15 protein-coding genes and 1 tRNA gene are annotated in these 14,231 nt (G+C 70.8%); 13 read left to right on the top strand and 3 right to left on the bottom strand.

What is annotated here, in order from left to right; genetic code table 11:
• Nucleotides 1-263 precede the first annotated feature (263 nt).
• From ACQBAT_RS09780 to ACQBAT_RS09760, 5 genes are all read left to right on the top strand, one after another.
• Nucleotides 264-2,999, top strand: coding sequence for an Rne/Rng family ribonuclease (locus tag ACQBAT_RS09780; protein WP_420746448.1), 2,736 nt, complete (start codon nucleotides 264-266; stop codon nucleotides 2,997-2,999).
• Between the two features lie 194 nt (nucleotides 3,000-3,193).
• Nucleotides 3,194-3,508 carry a 50S ribosomal protein L21 gene (gene rplU / locus ACQBAT_RS09775; RefSeq protein ID WP_420746447.1) on the top strand — a complete coding sequence of 105 codons (315 nt, stop codon included), beginning with the start codon at nucleotides 3,194-3,196 and terminating at the stop codon, nucleotides 3,506-3,508.
• 42 nt (nucleotides 3,509-3,550) lie between these two features.
• Complete coding sequence (rpmA, locus tag ACQBAT_RS09770; RefSeq protein WP_420746446.1) at nucleotides 3,551-3,823, top strand: 50S ribosomal protein L27; 273 nt, start codon at nucleotides 3,551-3,553, stop codon at nucleotides 3,821-3,823.
• A gap of 119 nt (nucleotides 3,824-3,942) precedes the next feature.
• Entirely contained in the window at nucleotides 3,943-5,448 is a 1,506-nt protein-coding gene (obgE, locus tag ACQBAT_RS09765) for a GTPase ObgE (RefSeq protein ID WP_420746445.1), read from the top strand.
• Nucleotides 5,449-5,775: 327 nt separating this feature from the next.
• On the top strand, nucleotides 5,776-6,051 hold the full coding sequence (locus tag ACQBAT_RS09760) for a YdeI/OmpD-associated family protein (RefSeq protein ID WP_420746444.1): 276 nt from the start codon (nucleotides 5,776-5,778) through the stop codon (nucleotides 6,049-6,051).
• A 12-nt stretch (nucleotides 6,052-6,063) separates the two neighbouring features.
• Here ACQBAT_RS09760 and ACQBAT_RS09755 read toward each other — a convergent pair whose 3' ends face one another.
• Nucleotides 6,064-6,528, bottom strand: coding sequence for an NUDIX domain-containing protein (locus ACQBAT_RS09755; RefSeq protein ID WP_420746443.1), 465 nt, complete (start codon nucleotides 6,526-6,528; stop codon nucleotides 6,064-6,066).
• A gap of 65 nt (nucleotides 6,529-6,593) precedes the next feature.
• Here ACQBAT_RS09755 and proB point away from each other — a divergent pair, with 65 nt between their 5' ends.
• The 3 genes from proB (at nucleotide 6,594) to ACQBAT_RS09740 (ending at nucleotide 9,809) form a co-directional block, all read left to right on the top strand.
• The gene (gene proB, locus ACQBAT_RS09750; protein ID WP_420746442.1) at nucleotides 6,594-7,718 is read left to right on the top strand and encodes a glutamate 5-kinase; all 1,125 of its coding nucleotides are present in this window, start codon (nucleotides 6,594-6,596) and stop codon (nucleotides 7,716-7,718) included.
• Nucleotides 7,719-7,791: 73 nt separating this feature from the next.
• Nucleotides 7,792-9,078, top strand: coding sequence for a glutamate-5-semialdehyde dehydrogenase (locus tag ACQBAT_RS09745; protein WP_420746441.1), 1,287 nt, complete (start codon nucleotides 7,792-7,794; stop codon nucleotides 9,076-9,078).
• A gap of 29 nt (nucleotides 9,079-9,107) precedes the next feature.
• Nucleotides 9,108-9,809 (top strand): class I SAM-dependent methyltransferase, encoded by a 702-nt coding sequence (locus ACQBAT_RS09740; RefSeq protein ID WP_420746440.1) that lies wholly within the window; start codon nucleotides 9,108-9,110, stop codon nucleotides 9,807-9,809.
• Here ACQBAT_RS09740 and ACQBAT_RS09735 read toward each other — a convergent pair.
• Complete coding sequence (locus ACQBAT_RS09735; protein WP_420746439.1) at nucleotides 9,712-10,743, bottom strand: glycosyltransferase family 2 protein; 1,032 nt, start codon at nucleotides 10,741-10,743, stop codon at nucleotides 9,712-9,714. The genes ACQBAT_RS09740 and ACQBAT_RS09735 overlap by 98 nt on opposite strands.
• 48 nt (nucleotides 10,744-10,791) lie before the next feature.
• On the opposite strand from ACQBAT_RS09735, the gene ACQBAT_RS09730 reads away from it, so the two are divergent.
• The 5 genes from ACQBAT_RS09730 (at nucleotide 10,792) to ACQBAT_RS09710 (ending at nucleotide 12,757) form a co-directional block, all read left to right on the top strand.
• Entirely contained in the window at nucleotides 10,792-11,016 is a 225-nt protein-coding gene (locus ACQBAT_RS09730) for a hypothetical protein (protein WP_420746438.1), read from the top strand.
• Between the two features lie 14 nt (nucleotides 11,017-11,030).
• Complete coding sequence (nadD, locus tag ACQBAT_RS09725) at nucleotides 11,031-11,603, top strand: nicotinate-nucleotide adenylyltransferase (protein ID WP_420746618.1); 573 nt, start codon at nucleotides 11,031-11,033, stop codon at nucleotides 11,601-11,603.
• Complete coding sequence (gene rsfS / locus ACQBAT_RS09720) at nucleotides 11,600-11,971, top strand: ribosome silencing factor (protein WP_420746437.1); 372 nt, start codon at nucleotides 11,600-11,602, stop codon at nucleotides 11,969-11,971. Before nadD ends, rsfS begins: the two co-directional genes overlap by 4 nt.
• Nucleotides 11,972-11,984: 13 nt before the next feature.
• Entirely contained in the window at nucleotides 11,985-12,620 is a 636-nt protein-coding gene (locus ACQBAT_RS09715) for a histidine phosphatase family protein (protein ID WP_420746436.1), read from the top strand.
• 64 nt (nucleotides 12,621-12,684) lie between these two features.
• Nucleotides 12,685-12,757 (top strand) — tRNA-Ala (locus tag ACQBAT_RS09710).
• 78 nt (nucleotides 12,758-12,835) lie between these two features.
• On the opposite strand, the gene glcF is transcribed toward ACQBAT_RS09710, so the two are convergent.
• On the bottom strand, nucleotides 12,836-14,179 hold the full coding sequence (gene glcF, locus ACQBAT_RS09705; RefSeq protein WP_420746435.1) for a glycolate oxidase subunit GlcF: 1,344 nt from the start codon (nucleotides 14,177-14,179) through the stop codon (nucleotides 12,836-12,838).
• Between the last annotated feature and the right edge of the window lie 52 nt (nucleotides 14,180-14,231).

Genomic DNA, 14,231 nt, shown 5'->3' with positions numbered 1-14,231 from the left:
TGACGAGCGGCTGGGCAGAGTGTCACACCGCTGCCCGACCCGGCTCGAACCCACGTGGTGCGACCTTTCGCACGCGAGACGCGCAGACAGCGTCGAGTTCCCGCCGGCCCGACGGTGCCGCGCCCAGCGCGAACCGGCCGAGGCAACCTGGACGACTTCCGTCCGCGGCGACCGCCCGGACGACTGCACCCGCCGACGCGGGGAGCGAGCCCTACGCGGCTCCGCGGTGTGGGCTACCCGGGCTCGGCCTGGAAGGACACCTCGTGTCTGACGAACGCACCACCACGCCCCAGGGCGAAGCAGACCGCGCGGAACGCGCAGCCGAACTGACCTCCACCGCCCAGGCCCTGTTCGGGGTCGGCGCCGTCGACGAGGACGTCGAGGGGCAGACCGAGCAGCGGGACAGGGGCACCCAGGGTGGCGACGAGGATGCCTCCGCTGACGACGCCGACACGAGCGACGACGACACCAGCGACGCCGACACGAGCGACGACGACACCAGCGACGCCGACGCCAGCGACGACGAGAGCGCGAGCGCGCCGACGGCGAACGCCTTCGGGCTGCTCTTCCAGGCGCCTGACCTGAGCGATCTGCCCAAGCGCCGCTCTCGGCGCGCGACGTCCGGGGTGACGGCGCCGCAGGAGCGGTCGGCCGCTGACGCCGAGGCCAGCGACGAGCAGAACACCGGCGAGGACGCCGACACCAACGAGGAGCAGGGCGAGGGCTCCGAGGACTCGACCCGTGGCCGGCGCCGCCGGCGGGGAGGCAAGGGCCGTAGCAGCCGTGGCAAGGGCCAGGGCGAGGACGCCGACGGCCAGCAGTCCGGGGACGATTCTGGTGAGGGCACGAGCTCGAACTCCACGTCCTCCGCTGACAAGGGTGGCCAGGGCGAAGGGGCGGACAGCGACGACGCGAACTCTCAGGACTCCGAGGAGTCCGGCTCCAGCTCGCGCCGGCGCCGCAGCCGCAAGGGCCGCGGCAAGAGCGAGGACGCGGACGCCTCCTCGGGCAGCGGCTCGGACGACAACGCCGGCGACGGCGAGGGTGACGGGGCGAGCAGCACCCGCCGGCGGCGGCGTCGCCGGTCGGGGGAGAGCGGCTCGGGCTCGGCCCGGGACGAGGTGACCTCGGTCAAGGGTTCCACTCGATTGGAGGCCAAGCGCCAGCGCCGCCGGGAGGGCCGTGAGGCTGGGCGTCGACGCACGATCATCACCGAGGCCGAGTTCCTGGCCCGGCGCGAGAGCGTCGACCGGGTGATGGTCGTCCGGGGCCTGGAGGACCGGACTCAGATCGCGGTCCTGGAGGACGGCGTGCCTGTCGAGCACTACGTCTCCCGCTCTGCGCAGAGCACGATGGCCGGCAATGTCTACCTGGGCCGGGTGCAGAACGTGCTGCCCTCGATGGAGGCCGCCTTCGTCGACATCGGCAAGGGCCGCAACGCGGTGCTCTACGCCGGTGAGGTCAACTGGGACGCAGCTGGCCTGGACAACGAACCCAAGCGCATCGAGAACGCGCTGAAGTCCGGGGAGTCGGTCCTGGTGCAGGTCACCAAGGACCCGATCGGGCACAAGGGCGCGCGGCTGACCTCGCAGGTCTCGCTGCCCGGCCGGTTCCTGGTGTATGTGCCCGGCAACGCGATGACCGGCATCTCGCGCAAGCTGCCCGACACCGAGCGGGCGCGGCTGAAGAAGATCCTCAAGGAGGTCGTCCCCGCCGATGCCGGCGTGATCGTCCGCACCGCCGCGGAGGGCGCCTCCGAGGCCGAGCTGCGCGCCGACGTCGAGCGCCTCACCCGCACCTGGGAGCGGATCAGCAAGGCCGCGCAGGCCAAGGGCACCAACGCCCCGGCGCTCCTGCACGGTGAGCCGGACATGACGGTCCGGGTCATCCGGGACGTCTTCACCGAGGACTTCTCCAAGCTGGTCGTCTCCGGCGAGCAGGCCTGGACCGAGGTCAAGCGCTACATCGACGACGTGGCCCCCGACCTGGCCGACCGGGTCGAGAAGTACACCGGCACCACCGACGTCTTCACCACCTACCGGGTGCACGAGGCGATCGCCAAGGCGATGGACCGCAAGGTCTGGCTGCCGTCCGGCGGGTCGCTGGTCATCGACCGCACCGAGGCGATGACCGTCGTCGACGTCAACACCGGCAAGTTCACCGGCTCCGGGGGCAACCTGGAGGAGACGGTCACCAAGAACAACATCGAGGCGGCCGAGGAGATCGTCCGCCAGCTGCGGCTGCGCGACATCGGCGGCATCATCGTGGTGGACTTCATCGACATGGTGCTGGAGAGCAATCGCGACCTCGTCGTCCGGCGGCTGCTGGAGTGCCTGGGCCGGGACCGCACCAAGCACCAGGTGGCCGAGGTGACCTCGCTGGGCCTGGTCCAGATGACCCGTAAGCGCGTCGGGTCGGGGCTGATTGAGGTCTTCTCCGAGAACTGCACCCACTGCCACGGCCGCGGCGTCATCGTGCAGAGCGAGCCGGTCGCCCGCAGTGGCGGCAACGACGGTGACAGCGGCAGCGGCGGGTCGGGCTCGGGTAACGGTGGTGGCACCAAGCGTGGTCGTGGGAAGGGACGCGGCAATGGTTCCTCCGGTAATGGGTCCAGCAACGGGTCGGGCAACGGTTCCGGCAACGGCAACGGGTCGTCCACCGAGGGCAAGAACGTGCTGCCCACCCCCAACCCCAACGGCCCTACCCCGGCTCAGATCGCCGCGGCCGCCCACGCTGCGGCGCTGAACGCCGGTGCAGGTGCCGAGGCTGCCGAGGCGACTGCGAAGGCCGTCGCCGACGAGGCGGCACCGAGCGAGGCGGCACCGAGCGAGGCGGCACCGAGCGAGCCGGCAGCACCTGAGCCGGCTCAGGTCGAATCGGCGCCGGCTCCCAAGCGTCGTCGGCGTGGTCGGGTCTCGGCCCCCGCGGGCCCGCCCACCGGTGCGCTCGAGGTGGCGAGCGAGGAGCAGTCAGCCACCCCGTCGAACGCGACCGACTGAGCGCACACGACATACGGTCCTCGGTTTGGAGTCGGGGGCCCGGACACGGTAGGCTGGTGCGTCGGTTCGCCCCGGTTCCGGGGACGGGTCTCGCAGACAACGTCGATCAGGTTGGCGCCTGGTCGCCGGTGGCTCGGCCCGACCCACCGGGAGCTGAAGACCCCATCAACGCAAACGCAGGAAGTGAGTTCAACGTGTACGCGATCGTCCGTGCTGGCGGCCGTCAGGAGAAGGTCTCCGTCGGCGACGTCCTGACCATCGACAAGGTCTCGGACGGCATCTCCGCCGGCGACACCGTCGAGCTCGCCCCCGTCCTGCTGGTCGACGGCTCGACCGTCACCACCGACGCCGACGCCCTGGGCAAGGCCGTCGTCAAGGCTGAGGTCATGGGCGCCGCCAAGGGCCCCAAGATCGTCATCCAGAAGTTCAAGAACAAGACCGGGTACAAGAAGCGCCAGGGCCACCGCCAGCCGCTCACCCAGATCAAGATCACCGCGATCGACGCCTGAGCGTCGCCGCATACCGAGACTGCAAGCCCAGGAGGCATTGAGATGGCACACAAGAAGGGTGCGTCCTCGACCCGCAACGGTCGCGACTCGAACGCCCAGCGCCTCGGCGTCAAGCGCTTCGGCGGCCAGGTCGTCGGCACCGGCGAGATCATCGTCCGCCAGCGCGGCACGCACTTCCACCCCGGTGAGGGCGTCGGCCGCGGCAAGGACGACACGCTGTTCGCTCTCGTCCCGGGCGTCGTGGAGTTCGGCTCCAAGCGCGGCCGCAAGACCGTGAACGTCGTCGGCGAAGTCGCCGAGACCGTCGAGGTCTGAGGCCCGACACACACAACTCACGCCGCGACGCCGGTGGGACCCACGGGGACCCACCGGCGTCGCGCTTTCCCCGGCCCTTCTGCGCGGGCCACCTGATCTTGTGAGAGAGGATGTCCGTCATGGCCAACTTCGTCGACCGCGTCGTGCTGCACCTGAGGGCAGGAAACGGCGGCCACGGGGTGGCCTCCGTGCACCGTGAGAAGTTCAAGCCCCTGGGGGGCCCCGACGGCGGCAATGGCGGCCGGGGCGGGGACATCGTGCTCCGAGTGGACCCACAGGTCACCACCCTGATCGACTACCACCACGGCCCGCACCGGACCGCCCCCAACGGCAAGCCGGGGGAGGGCGGTGAGCGCAATGGCGCCCAGGGGGAAGACCTCATCCTGCCCGTGCCGAGCGGGACCGTGGTGACCACCCGTGGTGGTGAGGTGCTGGCCGACCTGGTCGGCGACGGCACCGAGTACGTCGCCGCCGGGGGCGGTCGCGGCGGGCTGGGCAACAAGGCGCTGGCCAGCCCTCGACGCAAGGCGCCCGGCTTCGCGCTGCTCGGTGAGCCCGGTGAGGAGGCGGAGGTCGTTCTCGAGCTGAAGACCTTGGCTGATGTCGCGCTGATCGGCTTCCCATCTGCCGGTAAGTCCTCGTTGGTCAGCGTGCTGTCAGCAGCCAAGCCGAAGATCGCCGACTACCCCTTCACCACGCTGGTGCCCAACCTCGGTGTAGTGACTGCCGGTGGTGAGCGTTTCACCGTGGCCGACGTGCCCGGCCTGATCCCCGGGGCCTCCGAGGGCAAGGGACTGGGCCTGCAGTTCCTGCGGCACGTCGAGCGGTGCCACGTGCTGGTGCACGTGATCGACTGCGCGACGCTGGAGCCCGGCCGGGACCCGATGACCGACCTGGAGGTCATTGAGCACGAGCTCGCGGAGTACGTCCCGCACGGGCAGCTCGGTGGCATCCCACTGGCCGAGCGGGTGCGCGTGGTCGTCCTGAACAAGGCCGACGTTCCCGAGGCCCGGGAGCTGGCCGAGATGGTGCAGCCGGACCTGGAGGAGCAGGGCTATGAGGTGCACATCGTCTCCGCGGTGGCGCACCAGGGCCTGAAGGAGTTGACCTACTCCCTCGCTGCGCACGTCAAGCGGGCCCGTGAGGAGCAGATCGTCATCGAGCCGACGCGGACCGTGATCCGACCCAAGGCCATCGACGACACCGGCTTCGAAGTGGTCCGCGAGAACACCCACGAGGGCGAGCTCTTCCGGATCGTGGGGGAGCGGCCCACCCGGTGGGTGCGCCAGACCGACTTCGCCAACGACGAGGCCGTCGGCTACCTCGCCGACCGGCTCAACCGGCTCGGCGTCGAGGAGGAACTCCTCAAGGCCGGTGCGGTGGCCGGGTCGACCGTGCTCATCGGGCCAGAGGACGATGCGGTCGTCTTCGACTGGGAGCCGACGATGGCCACCGGGGCCGAGCTGCTCGGCCGCCGCGGCACCGACCTGCGGCTCGATGATCGCTCCCGCCCGACCCGTGCCCAGAAGCGCGAGGCCTTCCACGACAAGATGGACGCTGCGGAGCAGGCGCGCCAGGAGCTGGCTGCCGAGCGCAAGGCCGGCAAGTGGACCGACCCTGAGTGAGCCTCGGCGCCTGACCGGGTGAGTCAGGCCGGCGGGTACGTGGCTCGTGATGCGCGGCAAGGTTGCTGGCAATGCAAGGTTGCTGGCAATGCAAGGTTGCTCACGCAATGTCATGGATATTGCCTTGTCTACCGTGAGTAACCTTGCCTGGGCCTACTAGGGCGTGAGTAACCTTGCCTGGGCCTACTAGGGCGTGAGTAACCTTGCCTGGGCCTACTAGGGCGTGAGTAACCTTGCCTGGGCCTACTAGGGCGTGAGTAACCTTGCCTGGGCCTACTAGGGCGCGAGTAACCTTGCCTCGTGCGGCCTACTCGGAAGGAGCGCGGCATGGCGACGTCGAAGGCGAGCGTCTCAGGTGGGGTCGTGCACGACCTGCCGCCCGACCTGGGGGAGGCCCTGCGTGACGACGACTCGGCGCTGGCAGCCTGGGAGGACATCACTCCGCTGGCGCGCAATGAGTTCATCTGCTGGGTCGAGGATGCACAGCAGGAGAAGACGCGCGAACGCCGTATCCGCCGCACCCGTGAAGAGCTCAACGACGGGCTAAGACGGCCTTGCTGCTGGCCGGGCTGTAGCCACCGCGAGAAGACCGGGTCGGCATGAGCCAGGGGCTGGTCAGATCCAGTCCAAGGCCCGGAAGGTCGCCCGGGCGAAGTCGCCCAGCGGCGCGTGGGCTGCGGCCAGTTCCTCGCGGGTGAACCACCTCAGGTCGTCGGTCTCCGCCCCGTCCGGGCGCGCCAGGCCGCCGGTGACGCGAGCGGCATACAGGACTGAGACGTAGGCGGTGCGGTCGCCATTGGGGTAGGTGATCCGGAAGTCGGGGCCACCCAGCGCGGCGAGGATTCCGGTGAGCTCGACCTCCAGCCCGGTCTCCTCACGTGCCTCCCGACGGGCCGCGTCGGCAGGGGATTCGTCCTCATCGACCGCGCCACCGATCGTGCCGTAGGTCCCGAAGTCGGTCTGCCGCACCAGCAGGACCCTGCCGGCGTCGTCCTCGGGCAGGACGCCGACCGAGGGGAGGAGGAGCAGATCGTGCCCCACCTGCGCGCGCAGGCGGGCGATGTGCGGTGAGACCGGCATGAGACCAACCTACGCCCCGAGCATCGATGCATGAATATGTGCAGTGGTGGAATAGTATTCGGTTCATGTACGCCTCCGTCGACCGCGCCGCGATCCGGGACGCCCGTCGTCTCGTCGTCAAGGTCGGATCGTCCTCGCTGACCGGAGCGCAGGGCGGGCTCGACGGCTTCCGACTCCAGGCGCTGGCCACCGCGCTGGCCACCCGGGCACTCTCCGGCACCCAGGTCGTCCTCGTCTCCTCCGGCGCGATCGCCGCCGGGATCAGCCCGCTGGGGCTGAGCAAGCGCCCCAAGGACCTCGCGACCCAGCAGGCGGCGGCCAGCGCTGGACAGGGGCTGCTGATGACTGCCTACACGCAGGCCTTCACGATGGCCGGGGTCCAGGTCGGGCAGGTGCTGCTGACGGCGGCCGACATGCACCGGCGCAGCCACTACGTCAACGCCTCCCGCACCCTCGAGCGCCTGCTCGAGCTGGAGGTGGTTCCGATCATCAACGAGAACGACACCGTGGCCACCGACGAGATCCGCTTCGGCGACAACGACCGGCTCGCCGCTCTCGTCGCCCACCTCGTGAACGCCGACGCCATGCTGCTGCTCTCCGACGTGGACGCGCTCTATGACGGCCACCCCCGCGACCCAGCCTCCCAGCGCATCCCGGTCGTCGGCTCGGCCGAGGAGATCGCGCACGTGGACATCGCGGGCGTCGGCTCGACCGTCGGGACGGGCGGGATGGCGACCAAGGTGGCGGCGGCCCAGATGGCTACCGCCGAGGGGATCAGCGTGCTGCTGACCAGCACTGACCGCGTCGTGGCGGCGCTCGCCGGTGACGACATCGGCACGCTGTTCACCCCGACCGGTCGCAAGAACCCTGCCCGCCGACGCTGGCTGGCCCACGCCAGCGGCATCTCCGGTCGGCTCGTGCTGGACGACGGCGCGGTCGCGGCGGTGGTCGGCCGCCAGACCTCGCTGCTGCCCGTGGGCGTCACCCGGATCGAGGGCCGCTTCACCGCGGGTGACACGGTCGACCTGTGCGCCCCGGACGGTCATCCGGTCGCCCGCGGGCTGGTGGGCTATGACGCCGAGGAGCTGCGGCCTCTGGTCGGTCAACGCCTGGAGCGCGGCACCCGGCTGCGCAGCGGCGCGCCCGCCGCCCGTCCCGTCGTCCGCCGCGACGACCTGGTCGTGCTCTGAGCGAGCTGGCCACACGGCATACCTGCAAGACCGTCCCCGAAGACCACACCCCGCACCTGAGGAGTTCTGCCCGATGAGCACCACCCCGATCCCCGAGGACGTCGTCGAGCACGTGCACGACATCGCCCGCCGCGCGCGGGTCGCCGCCCGGCAGCTCGCGCTGCTGACCCGGTCGCAGAAAGACGCCGCGCTCGTGGGGCTCGCGGACGCTATCGATGCGGCGACCGAGCAGGTCGTGGCGGCCAACGCCGAGGACCTCCGGCGTGGCCAGGACAAGGGGCTCCCGTCGAACCTGCTGGACCGGCTCACCCTCGACGCCGACCGGGTGCACGCCGTCGCCGACGCCCTGCGCGACGTCGCCTCGCTGCCCGACCCGGTGGGCGAGGTGGTCCGCGGCTCGACCCTGGCCAACGGTCTGCAGATCCGGCAGGTGCGCGTGCCGATGGGGGTGGTCGGGATGATCTACGAGGCCCGTCCCAATGTCACCGTGGACGCTGCCGGGCTGGGGCTCAAGAGCGGCAACGCGGTCATCCTGCGCGGTGGCTCGGCGGCGGCCTCGACGAACGCCGCGCTCGTGGGTGCCCTGCGCGCCGAGCTCGAGCGGCAGGGCCTGAACCCGGATGCGATCAACCTGCTGACCGAAGGTGGGCACGATGCGGGACGTGCGCTGATGACGGCCCGGGGGCTGGTGGACCTGGTCATCCCGCGTGGGGGAGCGGGCCTGATCCGCACCGTCGTCACCGAGTCGACGGTGCCGGTGATCGAGACCGGGGTCGGCAACTGCCACGTCTACGTCGACGCCGGAGCCGAGACCGAGATGGCGGTCGAGATCGTCACCAACTCCAAGACGCACCGCACCTCGGTCTGCAACGCAGCCGAGTCCCTCCTCGTCCACCGCGACGCAGCCGAGCGCGTGCTGCCACAGATCATGGCGCGCCTCGCGCAGGCCGGCGTCACCGTGCACGGCGATGAGGAGATGTCCCGGTATGCCGCAGCGGCCGGCGCCGAGCACGTCGCCATCACCGACGAGGACGATGACACCGAGTTCCTGTCCCTCGACATCTCCGCCCGGGTGGTGGACGACCTCGACGCGGCGATCGAGCATGTCCAGGAGCACACCAGCGGGCACACCGAGGCGATCGTCACCTCCGACCGGGTCGCCGCCCGCCGGTTCACGACCGAGGTCGACGCCGCGGCGGTGCTGGTCAACGCCTCCACCCGGTTCACCGACGGCGGTGAGTTCGGTTTCGGCGCCGAGATCGGCATCTCGACCCAGAAACTGCACGCCCGTGGCCCCATGGCGCTTCCGGAGCTGACCACCACCAAGTGGGTTCTGGAGGGCGACGGCCAGATCCGCTGACTAGTCTCAGGCGGTATGGACGCGCCGAGATGAGGATGCTCACCGAGGTCGAGGACCGGCACTGGTGGTATGCCGAGCGCCGGCATATCCTGCGCCGCCTCGTCGCCTGGCTCCCGTCGGGGAAGGCCCTGGACGTCGGTGCTGCGGGAGGGGGAAACACCCGGGTGCTGACCTCGCTCGGTTGGGACGCCGTCGCCCTCGAGTACACCCCGGAGGGCGCGCAGGTCGCGGCGAGTCGCGGCATACCGGTCCTGCGCGGGGACGCCACCCGGCTCCCGGTCGCGGGGGCGAGCCTGGACTTGGTGATTGCCCTTGACGTGCTCGAGCACCTCGAGGACGACGGGGCTGCGGCCCGGGAGATCTACCGGGTGCTGCGGCCCGGTGGTGCGCTGGTGGTGACGGTGCCCGTGGACATGCGGCTGTGGTCGGCCCACGACGAGGCCGTGGGTCATGTGCGGCGCTACACCGAGGCGGAGCTGGTGGCGCTGCTGACCGGCGCCGGTTTCCAGGTCGTGGGACGCCGCTCCTGGATGGTGCTGCTGCGCCCCCTCGTCGCCCTGCGCCGGAAGGCGAGCAGCGGCTCGGACCTGGACGATCCGCCGTGGTGGCTCAACCGCGCGCTGGGGGCCGCGGTCAGCCTGGACCGCCTGCCCGGGCTGGGTCGGCTGCGGGGAGTGTCGCTGGTGCTGTGGGCGCGTCGACCCGTGGCGCATCAGGACGGGAATCGATGAGGGAGTCGTGCGCCACGTAGTAGGTCGGCCGGCGCTGCAGGGTGGAGTAGATCCGGCCGACGTACTCCCCGAGCAGACCCAGGCAGAGCAGTTGAACCGCGCTGAAGGCGGCCACGATCACCACGGTTGAGGTCCAGCCGGCGACCGTCAGCCCAGACACCTTGGCGATCAGGGCGTAGGCGAGGAGGCCGATGGCCAGCAGGAAGCCGCCGAGACCGAACCAGGTCGCCAGCCGCAGCGGCGCGATCGAGAAGCCGGTGATCGAGTCGAGGGTCAGGCGCAGCATCTTGGCCAGCGGGTACTTGCTGGTGCCGGCGGCGCGTTCCTCCCGGCGGTAGCCGACCGAGGTCGAGGGGAAGCCCAGGGCGGGGACGACCAGCCGGAGCACGCGGTGCTCCTCGGGCAGCGCGTTGACGGCGTCGACGGTGGCGCGGGACATCAACCGGTAGTCACCGGCGTTGTCGGGTGCGCCGGAGGCACCCATGGCCCGCATGGTGGCGTAGAAGAGATGCGCGCTGCCCCGCTTGAAGGCGCTGTCGCTGGACCGGTCGTAGCGCACCCCATAGACGACGTCCGCGCCCTCCTCGCGGGCGGCCTCCAGCATCTGCGGGATCACCTCAGGCGGGTCCTGGAGGTCGGCATCCAGAGTGACCACCCAGTCGCCGCGGGAGGCGGCCAAGCCGGCCGAGATCGCGGCCTGATGCCCGGCGTTGGCGCGCAGCCGAAGCACGCGCAGCTCGGGCCAGGTTCGCCTCGCCGCTTGGAGCAGGACTGGCGTCTGGTCCGCGCTGCCGTCGTCGACGGCGATCAGCTCGTAGGGTTCGCCGATCCCGTCCAGCACCGGACGCAGCCGCTCCACGAACAGGGGCAGCACGTCCGCTTCGTCGTACATGGGCACGACAACCGTGAGGTGGGGTGGGGACGCGGCGCGCATGCGCCCACTGTATGTCGTGGCGTCGGGGCCGCACGGTAGAGTGCCCGTATGACGTCTGCGTTCTCCGAGGTCGTGCTCGCCGCCGAGGGCGGCCACCCCGTGGTCAACGAGCTTCCGTTCGCCCCGATCTGGTTCGGCGTGATCGCGCTCACCGCCCTGATGGGGCTGCTCGCCGTGCTGTGGGCCTTCCGCAACACCCTCGCGCTTGACCCGCACGGCATCGCGGAGGGCGAGGGTCACCACCCGCAGGCCGGGCGGGACAGCACCCACTGATGCGCCTGGGAGTGATGGGTGGGACCTTCGATCCCATCCACCACGGCCACCTCGTCGCCGCGAGCGAGGCCGCCCACCTGCTGCACCTGGACGAGGTCGTCTTCGTCCCCACCGGCCAGCCCTACCGCAAGGACGTCACCAAGGTCACGCCGGCCGAGCACCGCTACCTGATGACCGTGATCGCCACGGCCTCCAACCCCCGCTTCACCGTGAGCCGCGTCGACGTCGACCGGGACGGTCCGACCTACACGCTCGACACGCTGCGCGACCTGCGCTCCGAGCGTCCGGACGATGAGATCTTCTTCATCACCGGCGCCGACGCGCTGGCTGAGATCCTGTCCTGGAAGGGCGCCGACGAGCTGTTCGAGCTGGCGCACTTCGTCGGCGTGACCCGCCCGGGGCACGTGCTGTCCGGGGCGGGCCTGCCCGAGGACCGGGTCACGCTCCTGGAGGTCCCCGCGATGGCGATCTCCTCCACCGACTGCCGTGACCGGACAGCCGACGGGGAGCCCGTCTGGTATCTGGTGCCCGACGGCGTCGTCCAGTACATCGGCAAGTACCGCCTCTACCGGGAGGACACCGCGTGAGCGCCACCCCTCGTGCCCGTGAGCTCGCCCTGGCCGCCGCCGTGGCGGCCCAGGACAAGTTGGCCAAGGAGGTCCTCGCCCTGGACGTCACCAGTCAACTGGCTCTGACCGACGTCTTCGTCATCGCCTCGGCGCCCAGCGAGCGGCAGGTGAGCGCGGTCGTGGACGCCGTCGAGGAGCGCCTGCACACCCTCGGCTCCAAGCCGTTGCGCCGCGAGGGCCAGCGTGAGGGTCGCTGGGTGCTGTTGGACTTCGGTGACATCGTCGTGCACGTCATGCACGAGGAGGACCGCGAGTTCTACGACCTCGAGCGGCTCTGGAAGGACTGCCCTCCGATCGAGCTGCCCGACGCCGACCCTGACGACTGACCCAGGGGGCCATGTGCGCAGGGTGATCGTGTGGCGGCACGGCGAGACCGACCACAATGCGAGCGGGATCTATCAGGGCCAGCTGGACAGCCACCTGTCCGCGCGTGGCCGTGAGCAGGCGGCCGCGGCCGCCGAGATGCTGTCGACCAAGGGGGTGACGCGCCTGATCGCCAGCGACCTGGCCCGCGCCTCGGACACGGCCGACGCGTTGGCCGATCTGACCGGGCTGCGGGTGGAGCACGACCGCAGGCTGCGCGAGATCGATGTCGGTGCTTGGCAGGGGATGAAGCACACCGACGTCGTGGCGCGCTACCCCCAGGTGGTCGCCGCCCTGGATCGCGGCGAGGATCCCCGTCGCGGTGAGACGGGGGAGCGGGTCGTCGAGGTGCAGCGCCGGGTGCGGGAGGCCTTCGATGACCTGGAGCGGCGGCTCGAGGAGGGGGATACCGCGGTGATCGCCACGCACGGGGTGGCCAGCCGGATGCTCGTCGCCAGCGTGCTGGGCATGGACCGCCAGCTCGCCTGGACCGCCCTCGTGGGGCTGCGCAACTGCCACTGGGCTGAGTTGGTCGAGCACCGGACCGGCTGGCGTCTGGACGCCTGGAACGTCGGCGTGACCGACTCCGTGGGCAGCGTCACCGATCGCTGAACCGCGATTTGGAGATCGTCGCGCGGGCTGGGTAAAGTAGTCCAGTCCTCACGGGCTCCTTCACGGGGCTGTAGCGCAGTTGGTAGCGCACCTCCATGGCATGGAGGGGGTCAGGGGTTCGAATCCCCTCAGCTCCACCGGAAGGATCGGGCCGGGCGCCGCACAGGCGCCCGGCCCGATGTCATTGGTGGGTGAGCCGGTGACGTCCGCGCAGGTCAGAGCACTGGGTCCCCGCGCAGAGCCGCGTCCAGCACCACGGCCGTGTGCCTGATCGGCACCGGTCGGCCCGCGCGCTCCAGCGCCTGGCTGATCTGCATCAGGCATCCCGGGTTGGCGGTCACGATCAGGTCCGCCCCGGTGTCCAGGATGGCGGCGGCCTTTCGGTCTCCCAGCTCGGTCGCCGGCTCCGGGTTGAGGATGTTGTAGACACCCGCCGAGCCGCAGCAGATCTCGGCATCGGCGATCTCGACCAACCGCACCTCCGGTATGCCGCGAAGCAGTTCGCGCGGCTGGCTCACCACCCCCTGGGCGTGCCGCAGGTGGCAGGCGTCCTGGTAGGCGATGGTGAGGTCACCCTCGGGCCGGGCAGCCACGATCGCAGAGCGCTGGGCGACCGGTCCGAGGTCCACGAGGATCTCGCTGAAGTCGTGCACCATCGCGCTGAAGCGCTGGGCCCGGGCGGCGTAGTCAGGGTCGTCGGCCAGCAGGTGGACATAGTCCTTCATCGTCGAACCGCACCCCGCAGCGTTGACGACCACGCGGTCGACACCAGCCTCCTCGAAGCTGTCGATCAGGCGTCTGGCGAAGGTGATCCCCTCCTCCTCGCGCCCGGTGTGCACCGAGAGCGCACCGCAGCAGCCCTGCGCCTGCGGCGCGATCACATCACAGCCCTCGGCCGCCAGCACCCGTGCCGTCGCGGCGTTCACCTCGCCGAAGAACTCGCGCTGCACGCACCCGGTGAGCATCCCGACCACCGCCCGCCGGGGCCCGACCGCGGGCGTCCGCTCGGGCACACTGACGCGCGGTCCCAGCGGTGGCGCCAGCTGCTGCATCACCTCCAGCTCAGGGCTGACGCGGCCCACCAGTCCGGTGCGGCGGACCAGGCCGAGCACCCCTGAGCGCTGCGCCAGGCGGAGCGGTCCGCGCAGTGCCCGGAGACGCGCGGGATAGGGGAAGAGCGAGAAGATCAACTTCCGCAGCGCGCGTTGCCCGGCCGGCCGCTCCACGCGGCGCTCGAGCTGAGCGCGGGTGGACTCGATGATCCGGTCGTACTGGACGCCGGACGGGCAGGAGGTGACGCACGCCATACAGCCCAGGCAGGCGTCGAGGTGGTCCACGGTCGAGGCGGTGAGCGGCGCGCCCTCGCTGGCGGCGCGGATGAGGTCGATGCGGCCGCGCGGGCTGTCCATCTCCTCGCCCCACAGCTGGTAGGTCGGGCAGGTCGTCAGGCAGAAACCGCAGTGGACGCAGTCGTCGAGCAGGTCGGGGCTGGGGGGTCGGTGGTCGTCGAAGGCAGGCGTGGCCACGACCTCGCTCCGGTCGCCCCGCACGGTCGGCATCCCAAGGTCGGTATGCCGTGTGCCCCGTTCGGACAGCCCCTCGGGAGTGGGG

Source organism: Ornithinimicrobium pulveris (genome assembly GCF_050261105.1).
Classification (GTDB): Bacteria; Actinomycetota; Actinomycetes; order Actinomycetales; family Dermatophilaceae; genus Ornithinicoccus.
The sequence above is the reverse complement of the archived record's forward strand: the minus strand, read 5'-3'. Positions and strand labels throughout refer to the sequence as shown.

Excerpts from the sequence above, each read along its gene's own strand:
- ACQBAT_RS09760 (WP_420746444.1), top strand. The coding sequence starts at position 5,776 with ATGGCGACGTCGAAGGCGAGCGTCTCAGGTGGGGTCGTGCACGACCTG.
- ACQBAT_RS09745 (WP_420746441.1), top strand. The coding sequence starts at position 7,792 with ATGAGCACCACCCCGATCCCCGAGGACGTCGTCGAGCACGTGCACGAC.
- ACQBAT_RS09740 (WP_420746440.1), top strand. The coding sequence starts at position 9,108 with ATGAGGATGCTCACCGAGGTCGAGGACCGGCACTGGTGGTATGCCGAG.
- nadD (WP_420746618.1), top strand. The coding sequence starts at position 11,031 with ATGGGTGGGACCTTCGATCCCATCCACCACGGCCACCTCGTCGCCGCG.
- obgE (WP_420746445.1), top strand. The coding sequence starts at position 3,943 with ATGGCCAACTTCGTCGACCGCGTCGTGCTGCACCTGAGGGCAGGAAAC.
- glcF (WP_420746435.1), bottom strand. The coding sequence starts at position 14,179 with ATGCCGACCGTGCGGGGCGACCGGAGCGAGGTCGTGGCCACGCCTGCC.
- rpmA (WP_420746446.1), top strand. The coding sequence starts at position 3,551 with ATGGCACACAAGAAGGGTGCGTCCTCGACCCGCAACGGTCGCGACTCG.
- ACQBAT_RS09735 (WP_420746439.1), bottom strand. The coding sequence starts at position 10,743 with ATGCGCGCCGCGTCCCCACCCCACCTCACGGTTGTCGTGCCCATGTAC.
- ACQBAT_RS09730 (WP_420746438.1), top strand. The coding sequence starts at position 10,792 with ATGACGTCTGCGTTCTCCGAGGTCGTGCTCGCCGCCGAGGGCGGCCAC.
- ACQBAT_RS09755 (WP_420746443.1), bottom strand. The coding sequence starts at position 6,528 with ATGCCGGTCTCACCGCACATCGCCCGCCTGCGCGCGCAGGTGGGGCAC.
- proB (WP_420746442.1), top strand. The coding sequence starts at position 6,594 with ATGTACGCCTCCGTCGACCGCGCCGCGATCCGGGACGCCCGTCGTCTC.